Source organism: Streptomyces sp. NPDC001204, from assembly GCF_053598035.1.
Map to the genome: position 1 here is coordinate 416,814 of NZ_JBSFJL010000003.1, position 6,043 is coordinate 422,856.

Consider the following 6,043-nt stretch of genomic DNA (forward strand, 5'->3'; position numbering starts at 1 on the left):
CTCACCCTGCCATCGACGGCCGTTGACGCGCGTGGCGTTCAACTGCCGTTCATCCATGCCGCGACCACATCTTCACGACGCGGACTATGTGCGGTGCACCCTGGTGTAGAAGTCGATCACATGGCATCGTCCGTGTCAGCCGCGTCACGCGCACACCCCAGCACGTGCGCGGACCGACGCACACGACGCGCACAGTCCGGGAGCCGCCCCATGTCGACCGCGAACCCCCTGCCGCTCTGGCAGCCCGATCCGCAGCGGATCGCCCAGGCACAGATCACGAAGTTCCAGTCCTGGGCGGCCGAGCACCACGGCGCCCCGGCCCTGGGCGGATACCCGGCCCTGCACCGCTGGTCCGTCGACGAGCTGGAAGCCTTCTGGAAAGCCGTGACGCAGTGGTTCGACGTACGGTTCACCAGCCCCTACGCGCGTGTGCTGGGCGACCGGTCGATGCCCGGCGCCGAATGGTTCCCCGGGGCCACCCTGAACTACGCCGAACACGCCCTGCGCGCGGCCGCCACGCGCGCGGACGAACCCGCCCTCCTCCACGTCGACGAGACACACGAACCGCGCCCGGTGACCTGGACCGAGCTGCGCCGCCAGGTGGGCTCCCTGGCCGCCGAGCTGCGCGCCCTCGGTGTACGCCCGGGGGACAGGGTCAGCGGCTATCTGCCGAACATCCCCCAGGCCGTCGTCGCCCTCCTCGCCACGGCCGCCGTCGGCGCCGTCTGGACGTCCTGCGCCCCCGACTTCGGCGCCCGCAGCGTCCTCGACCGCTTCCAGCAGGTGGAACCGGTCGTCCTGTTCACCGTCGACGGCTACCGCTACGGCGGCAAGGAGCACGACCGCCGCGACGTCGTCACCGAACTGCGCCGCGAACTGCCCACCCTGCGCGCGGTCGTCCACATCCCCCTCCTGGGCACCGAAGCCCCCGAGGGCGCCCTGGAGTGGTCCGACCTGACCTCCGCCGACGTCGACCCCGTCTTCGAACCGGTGCCCTTCGACCACCCCCTGTGGGTGCTGTACTCCTCGGGCACCACCGGCCTGCCCAAGGCGATCGTGCAGTCCCAGGGCGGCATCCTCGTCGAGCACCTCAAGCAGCTCGGCCTGCACTGCGACCTCGGCCCCGGGGACCGGTTCTTCTGGTACACGTCGACCGGCTGGATGATGTGGAACTTCCTCGTCTCCGGACTGCTGACCGGCACCACGGTCATCCTGTACGACGGCAGTCCCGGCTACCCCGACACAGGCGCCCAGTGGCGTATCGCCGCACGCACCGGAGCCACCCTGTTCGGCACCTCAGCCGCCTACGTCATGGCCTGCCGCAAGGCGGAAGTGCACCCCTCGCGCGACTTCGACCTGTCGACGGTGCGATGCGTCGCGACGACCGGATCGCCGCTCCCGCCCGACGGATTCCGCTGGCTGCACGACGAGTTCGCCGAGAGCGGGGCGGACCTGTGGATCGCCTCCGTCAGCGGCGGCACCGACGTGTGCTCCTGCTTCGCGGGAGCCGTACCGACCCTCCCCGTCCACATCGGCGAGCTCCAGGCCCCGTGCCTGGGCACCGACCTCCAGTCCTGGGACCCGAACGGCACACCGCTGGTCGACGAGGTCGGTGAACTCGTGGTCACCAACCCCATGCCGTCCATGCCGATCCACTTCTGGAACGACCCCGACGGCAGCCGCTACCACGACAGCTACTTCGCCATGTATCCCGGCGTGTGGCGCCACGGCGACTGGATCACGCTCACCTCCCGTGGCTCGGTGATCATCCACGGACGCTCCGACTCCACGCTCAACCGCCAGGGCGTGCGGATGGGCTCCGCCGACATCTACGAAGCCGTCGAACGCCTCCCCGAGATCAAGGAATCCCTCGTCATCGGCGTCGAACAGCCCGACGGCGGCTACTGGATGCCCCTCTTCGTGCAGCTGGCACCCGGAGCCGCCCTCGACGACGCGCTGCTCGACCGCATCAAGCGGACCATCCGCGAACAGCTCTCCCCACGCCACGTCCCCGACGAGGTCATCGAGGTGCCGGGCATCCCGCACACCCTCACCGGCAAGCGCATCGAGGTCCCGGTCAAGCGCCTCCTCCAGGGCACGCCGCTGGACAAGGCGGTCAACCCCGGCTCGGTCGACGACCTCGACCTGCTGCGCTTCTACGAGGAGCTGGCCCGCAAGCGCGCCTGAGCGCCGGGTCCCCCCACCGCCCACGGTGGGGGGACCCGCAGGCTCCATGAACGCCTGCCCGCCCCCGTTGTCAGTGGCTCCGGTTACGGTGAGTGAGCATTGATCGACTGCGCTCACAGGGGGAAACATGGCGCACACCGACCACCTGACCATGCGGCGCGTCCTGCGCCGGGAGATCGCCGGCACCATCGGCCTGCTCACCGACGAACAGGACTTCCGCGCCATGCGGCGCTACCGCAGCTTCACGTTCGACGACCACACCGCCTACCTCCACCAGGTCGAGAAACTCCTCCAACTCCTGGCCGCTCAGGGCGGCCACACCACGGTGGCCCTCTTCGACCCCGAGGAGTACGCCGAATACTGCGCGGCGACCGGCCTCGACCCCGACATCCCGTCCAGCCGCGCCCGCTTCACCGCCGAACTCGCGAGCAGGGGCCCCACCCTTCCCTACGACGGCCGGCCCCTGGCCGAACTCGTCCCCGACCTCGTCGACGAGGCCGTCCGCCAGGCCACCTGGGAGTACGCCTCCACCCTGCTGGCCCGGCTCGGCCCCTGCGCCTCCTGCGGCGAGAACATCGGCCGCGCCGCCTTCGCCCGGGCCGCGGACCTCGTCGTCCGCATCCTCGACACCGCCCCGCCCGGCAACCGGCACCTTGTGTGCAGCGTCACCGGCACACCCGAAACCCTCCTCGCCGTCCTCCACGCCGACGACGAAGGCGACGCCACACAACTCGACGAAGCCGAAGCCCTGGAGTTCACCACGGTCCTCGCCCTCGGCATCGCCACCGACGGCCCCGGCGGGCTCGTCATGCGCACCACCGCCCCCGGCACCGCCGACCGCGTCTACGGCTGGCGCCTGCACGCCGGCGGCCTCGAACCCCTCACCGCCGGCGAGGTCTTCGACGCCTACTGCACCGACATCGAATCCGGCGACCTGATCTCCCCGGAATCCGGCGTCGACTACGGCGAGCCGCCCGACCTCGGAGCAGAAGAAGGACCGGCCCCGCAACACGGCTGAACACCCGAGGGGCGCCCCACCCGACAGGTGGAGCGCCCCTCGAAGTCCAGCCTGCGAACGGCCGGCCACGGTCACTCGCCGGACAGCACCGCCTGCGCCGCGGCGCGCGCCTCGTCCGCGCTGTCCGCGGCACGCGCCGCCGCGGCCGCGCGTTCGCACTGCGCCAGCGTGTACTTCGCCAGCGTCGCCCGTACATAGGGAAGCGACGCAGCACCCATGGACAGGGAGGTGACACCCAGACCGGTCAGCACGCACGCGAGCAGCGGGTCGGACGCGGCCTCACCGCAGACCCCGCAGCTCTTCCCCTCGGCCCGTGCCGCCTCGGCGGCGATCGCGACCAGGTCGAGCAGCGCGGGCTGCCAGGGATCCTGCAACCGCGACACCGCACCCACCTGACGGTCGGCGGCGAAGGTGTACTGCGCCAGGTCATTGGTCCCCAGCGACAGGAACTCCACCTCCTGGAGCACCGAGCGCGCCCGCAGCGCGGCCGACGGGATCTCGACCATCGCACCGAACTTCGCCCGCAGCCCCGCGGCACGGCACGCGTCCGCGAACGCCTTGGCGTCCGTGCGGTCCGCGACCATCGGGGCCATCACCTCGAGGTAGACCGGCAGGCCCTCGGCCGCCTTGGCGAGCGCCGACAGCTGGGTGCGCAGCACCTCGGGGTGCTCGAGCAGCGTCCGCAGCCCCCGCACACCGAGAGCCGGGTTCGGCTCGTCGCCCGGCGTCAGGAAGTCCAGCGGCTTGTCCGCGCCCGCGTCCAGCACACGCACCACGACCCGGCCCTCGGGGAAGGCCTCCAGCACCTGCCGGTAGGTCTCGACCTGCTTCTCCTCGGACGGCGCGTTCTTGCTGTCGTCCAGGAACAGGAACTCGGTCCGGAACAGACCGACACCCTCGGCACCGGCAGCGAGCGCCGCGGCCACGTCCGCGGGACCGCCGATGTTCGCGAGCAACGGCACCTTGTGGCCGTCCGAAGTGGCACCGGGACCGGTCGCGGAGGCCAGCGCCGCCTTGCGCTCGGCGGCCGAGGCCTCCAGCTGCGCCTTCTTCTCCTCACCGGGGTTCACGAAGATCTCGCCGGTGCTGCCGTCGACGGCGATGACCGTGCCCTCGGCGAGCTCGACGGCGCCGGGCAGCGCCACGACGGCCGGCACACCGAGCGCGCGCGCCAGAATCGCGCTGTGACTCGTCGGCCCGCCCTCCTCGGTGACGAAGCCCAGTACCAGGGTCGGGTCCAGCAGCGCCGTGTCCGCCGGCGCCAGGTCACGGGCGACCAGCACGTACGGCTCGTCGCTGTCCGGCACACCCGGCATCGGCACACCGAGCAGACGGGCGACGATACGATTCCGCACGTCGTCCAGGTCGGCCACCCGGCCCGCGAGGTACTCACCGGCACCGGCGAGCAGGTCCCGGTAGGCGGCGAACGCGTCGTAGACCGCGCGCTCGGCCGTGCTGCCGACGGCGATACGCCGATCCACATCCGCCATCAGCTCGGGGTCCTGCGCCATCAAGGCCTGAGCCTCGAGCACCGCCTGCGCTTCGCCCCCGGCCAGATTGCCGCGTGCCATCAGATCGGCCGCCACGGCCTCCACTGCCTGACGGGCGCGCCCCTGTTCACGCTCCGCCTCTTCCGCGGGGATCTGCTTGGCAGGCGGCTCCAGCACCGCCGTCCCCATGTGCCGAACCTCGCCGATCGCCACACCGTGGCTCACACCGACGCCTCGCAGCGTTGTCTCCATCTCACCCGTCTCCGATAGTGCGGCGGGTCCCACCGCCGCGGTGGTTGTTGTACGCCGTCCCCGGGAAGGCCGCCCCTGGGAAGGCAGTGCTGTCACTTCCAGGTGAAGAGACGGTCGCCGGCCTTCACCTCTCCGTTGTCGCGGAGATCGGAGAGGCTGTCGGCGGTGGCCTCCAAGGCCACGATGGGGCACACGGGGGACTTGCCGGCGGCTTCGACGGCGGCGGGGTTCCAGCGCACCACCGCCTGGCCGCGCACCACCGTGTCGCCCTTCTTCACCAGCAGCTCGAAGCCCTCGCCGTTGAGCTGGACGGTGTCGATGCCGAGATGGGTGAGCACCCCGCGCCCCTCCTCGTCGACGACGACGAAGGCGTGCGGGTGCAGCGAGACGATGACTCCGTCCACGGGGGCCACGGCGTCGGCGGGCTCGCGTACCGGGTCGAGCGCCGTGCCGGGGCCGACCATGGCTCCGGAGAAGACCGGATCCGGCACGGCGGCCAGTCCGATGGCGCGTCCTGCGACGGGGGACGTCACGGTGGTCATGGGAAGCCTCCCAGGGGTGGAGATTCATGTGCGCCGTCACTGCCTCGCCGGAGACGGCGCAGTGTGGCAGCAGGCTATGTCACGGTAAGTACCGGTTACGGGCGAGAGCTTACACAGCTCACGTTGGTGGTCTAGACCACCAAACGAAACGATTTGCACCCACTCCGCGGATCCATGTACAGTCGTACCCCTGCTCGGGGCTGAGTGACGTCACCAGGCGTCCTTGCCGGGCAGCACCCATACTTGTCAGATCCTATCTCGGGATCACCTTCTGCATGTCTGCAGGACGGTGGTCAGAGAGACCGGAAAAGCCTGATAGAGTTTGGATCACCGAAGGGAAGCCCGGAGGAAAGCCCGAGAGGGTGAGTACAAAGGAAGCGTCCGTTCCTTGAGAACTCAACAGCGTGCCAAAAATCAACGCCAGATATGTTGATACCCCGTCTCCAGCATCTGCTGGGGCGAGGTTCCTTTGAAAAACACAGCGAGGACGCTGTGTGCGAGGGGATCATTCCTCCTCTCGCACCGCTCTCGTGGTGTTCATCCCGATTACGGGA

General features: G+C 70.2%; 4 protein-coding genes. 2 read left to right on the top strand and 2 right to left on the bottom strand.

Annotated elements, in window-relative coordinates; translation table 11 throughout:
- Positions 1-210 precede the first annotated feature (210 nt).
- Both ACWC91_RS07345 and ACWC91_RS07350 read left to right on the top strand, forming a co-directional pair.
- Positions 211-2,187, top strand: a complete 1,977-nt coding sequence (locus ACWC91_RS07345) for an acetoacetate--CoA ligase (protein ID WP_450643908.1) — start codon at positions 211-213, stop codon at positions 2,185-2,187.
- Positions 2,188-2,314: 127 nt separating this feature from the next.
- Entirely contained in the window at positions 2,315-3,205 is an 891-nt protein-coding gene (locus ACWC91_RS07350; protein WP_225076014.1) for a hypothetical protein, read from the top strand.
- A 71-nt stretch (positions 3,206-3,276) separates the two neighbouring features.
- On the opposite strand, the gene ptsP is transcribed toward ACWC91_RS07350, so the two are convergent.
- Both ptsP and ACWC91_RS07360 read right to left on the bottom strand, forming a co-directional pair.
- Positions 3,277-4,947, bottom strand: a complete 1,671-nt coding sequence (gene ptsP, locus ACWC91_RS07355) for a phosphoenolpyruvate--protein phosphotransferase (protein WP_225076015.1) — start codon at positions 4,945-4,947, stop codon at positions 3,277-3,279.
- A 92-nt stretch (positions 4,948-5,039) separates the two neighbouring features.
- Complete coding sequence (locus ACWC91_RS07360) at positions 5,040-5,489, bottom strand: PTS sugar transporter subunit IIA (protein ID WP_141362943.1); 450 nt, start codon at positions 5,487-5,489, stop codon at positions 5,040-5,042.
- Positions 5,490-6,043 lie beyond the last annotated feature (554 nt).